This window comes from Streptomyces phytophilus, from assembly GCF_013870535.1.
Taxonomy (GTDB): Bacteria; Actinomycetota; Actinomycetes; order Streptomycetales; family Streptomycetaceae; genus Streptomyces; species Streptomyces phytophilus.
On record NZ_JACBXC010000867.1, the window covers coordinates 1 to 2,635 of the forward strand.

At 73.9% G+C, this 2,635-nt stretch carries 2 protein-coding genes; both read left to right on the forward strand.

Annotated features, from left to right (window positions below):
- Positions 1-1,414 (forward strand): carboxyl transferase domain-containing protein (locus H5J30_RS26425; RefSeq protein ID WP_181789843.1); only part of this gene is annotated, 1,414 nt, incomplete at its 5' end.
- A 17-nt stretch (positions 1,415-1,431) separates the two neighbouring features.
- On the forward strand, positions 1,432-2,635 hold a 1,204-nt coding region (locus H5J30_RS26430), incomplete at its 3' end, for an acetyl-CoA carboxylase biotin carboxylase subunit (protein WP_181789844.1).

Genomic DNA, 2,635 nt, shown 5'->3' on the forward strand with positions numbered 1-2,635 from the left:
GGCCCCGCTCGCCGCCGACGGCATGTACGGCCCCGACGGCAAGGACGCGCCCGCCGCCGGCGTCATCGCCGGCATCGGCCGGGTCAGCGGCCGGGCCTGCGTCGTCATCGCCAACGACGCCACCGTCAAGGGCGGCACGTACTACCCGATGACGGTCAAGAAGCACCTGCGCGCCCAGGAGATCGCCCTGGAGAACCGGCTGCCCTGCGTCTACCTCGTCGACTCCGGCGGCGCCTTCCTGCCCATGCAGGACGAGGTCTTCCCCGACCGCGAGCACTTCGGCCGGATCTTCTACAACCAGGCCCGCATGTCCGGCGCCGGCATCCCGCAGATCGCCGCCGTCCTCGGCTCCTGCACCGCCGGCGGCGCGTACGTCCCGGCGATGAGCGACGAGGCCGTCATCGTCCGCGACCAGGGCACGATCTTCCTCGGCGGCCCGCCCCTGGTGAAGGCCGCCACCGGCGAGGTCGTCACCGCGGAGGAGCTGGGCGGCGGCGAGGTGCACGCGCGCACCTCCGGCGTCACCGACCACCTCGCCGAGGACGACCCGCACGCGCTGCGCATCGTCCGCGGCATCGTCGACACCCTCCCCGAACCCGGCCCGCCCCCCTGGTCCGTACGCGCCGCGGAGGAGCCGAAGCACGACCCCGCAGGGCTGTACGGTGTCGTGCCCGCCGACTCGCGGACGCCGTACGACGTGCGCGAGGTCATCGCCCGGGTCGTCGACGGCTCGCGCTTCCAGGAGTTCAAGGCCGAGTACGGCACGACGCTCGTCACCGGCTTCGCCCGCATCCACGGCCACGCCGTCGGCATCGTCGCCAACAACGGCATCCTGTTCTCCGAATCCGCCCAGAAGGGCGCCCACTTCATCGAGCTGTGCGACCAGCGCGGCATCCCGCTGCTGTTCCTCCAGAACATCTCCGGCTTCATGGTCGGCCGCAGCTACGAGGCCGGCGGCATCGCCAAGCACGGCGCGAAGATGGTGACCGCGGTGGCCTGCACGCGGGTGCCGAAGCTGACCGTCGTCATCGGCGGCTCGTACGGCGCCGGCAACTACTCGATGTGCGGCCGGGCCTACTCCCCCCGCTTCCTGTGGATGTGGCCCAACGCGAAGATCTCCGTCATGGGCGGCGAGCAGGCCGCGTCCGTCCTCGCGACCGTCAAGCGGGACCAGTTGGAGGCGCGCGGCGAGCAGTGGCCGGCCGAGGAGGAGGCGGAGTTCAAGGCGCCGGTCCGCGAGCAGTACGAGACGCAGGGCAACGCCTACTACGCGACCGCCCGCCTGTGGGACGACGGCGTCATCGACCCGCTGGACACCCGCCGGGTGCTCGGGCTCGCGCTGACCGCCTGCGCCCACGCGCCGCTGCCCGCCAGGGACGGCGCGGCGCAGGGCTTCGGCGTCTTCCGGATGTGAGGGGGAGGAGGATGGCGATGTTCGAGACCGTTCTGCTGGCCAACCGGGGTGAGATCGCGGTACGGGTCATCCGTACGCTGCGCGCGCTCGGCATCCGCTCCGCGGCGGTGTTCACCGGCCCGGACGCGGACGCGCGGCACGTACGCGAGGCCGACACCGCCGTGCGGATCGAGAGTTACCTGTCGGTCGCCGAACTGCTGCGCGCGGCGCGCGAGACGGGCGCCGAGGCGGTGCACCCGGGGTACGGGTTCCTCGCCGAGAACGCGGAGTTCGCGCGCGCGTGCACGGACGCCGGGCCGGTCTTCGTCGGCCCGCCCGCCGCGGCCATCGAGCTGATGGGCGACAAGATCCGCGCGAAGGAGACGGTGCGGGCGGCGGGTGTGCCGGTGGTGCCGGGCTCGACGGGCAGCGGGCTCACGGACGCGGAACTGGCCGCGGCGGCGCGGGAGATCGGCATGCCGGTCCTCCTGAAGCCCTCGGCGGGCGGCGGCGGCAAGGGCATGCGGCTGGTACGGGACGAGGGCGCGCTGGCGGACGAGATCGCCGGGGCCCGCCGCGAGGCGCGGGGCTCGTTCGGCGACGACACGCTGCTGGTGGAGCGGTGGATCGACCGGCCGCGGCACATCGAGATCCAGGTGCTGGCGGACGGCCACGGGAACGTGGTGCACCTCGCGGAGCGGGAGTGCTCGCTCCAGCGGCGGCACCAGAAGATCGTCGAGGAGGCGCCGTCGCCGCTGCTGGACGAGGCGACGCGGGCGGCGATGGGCGCGGCCGCTGTGGAGGCGGCGCGGTCGTGCGGGTACGCGGGCGCGGGGACGGTGGAGTTCATCGTCCCGGGCGGCGGCGGGGGCCCGGTCGCGTACTACTTCATGGAGATGAACACGCGGCTCCAGGTCGAGCACCCGGTCACCGAGCTGGTCACGGGGCTCGACCTGGTGGAGTGGCAGCTGCGGGTGGCCGCCGGGGAGCAACTGGCGTTCGCCTCCGGGGAGGTGCCGCTGAAGGGGCATGCGGTGGAGGCGCGGATCTGCGCCGAGACGGCGCGGGTGGCCGACGGCGGCGAGCGGGTCGACTTCCTGCCGTCGGCGGGCCGGGTGCGGCTGCTGCGCGAGCCGGCGGGACCGGGCGTGCGGGTCGACTCGGGGCTGTCGGAAGGCACCGAGGTCGGCACCGCGTACGACCCGATGCTGGCGAAGGTCGTCGCCTGGGGTCCGGACCGCG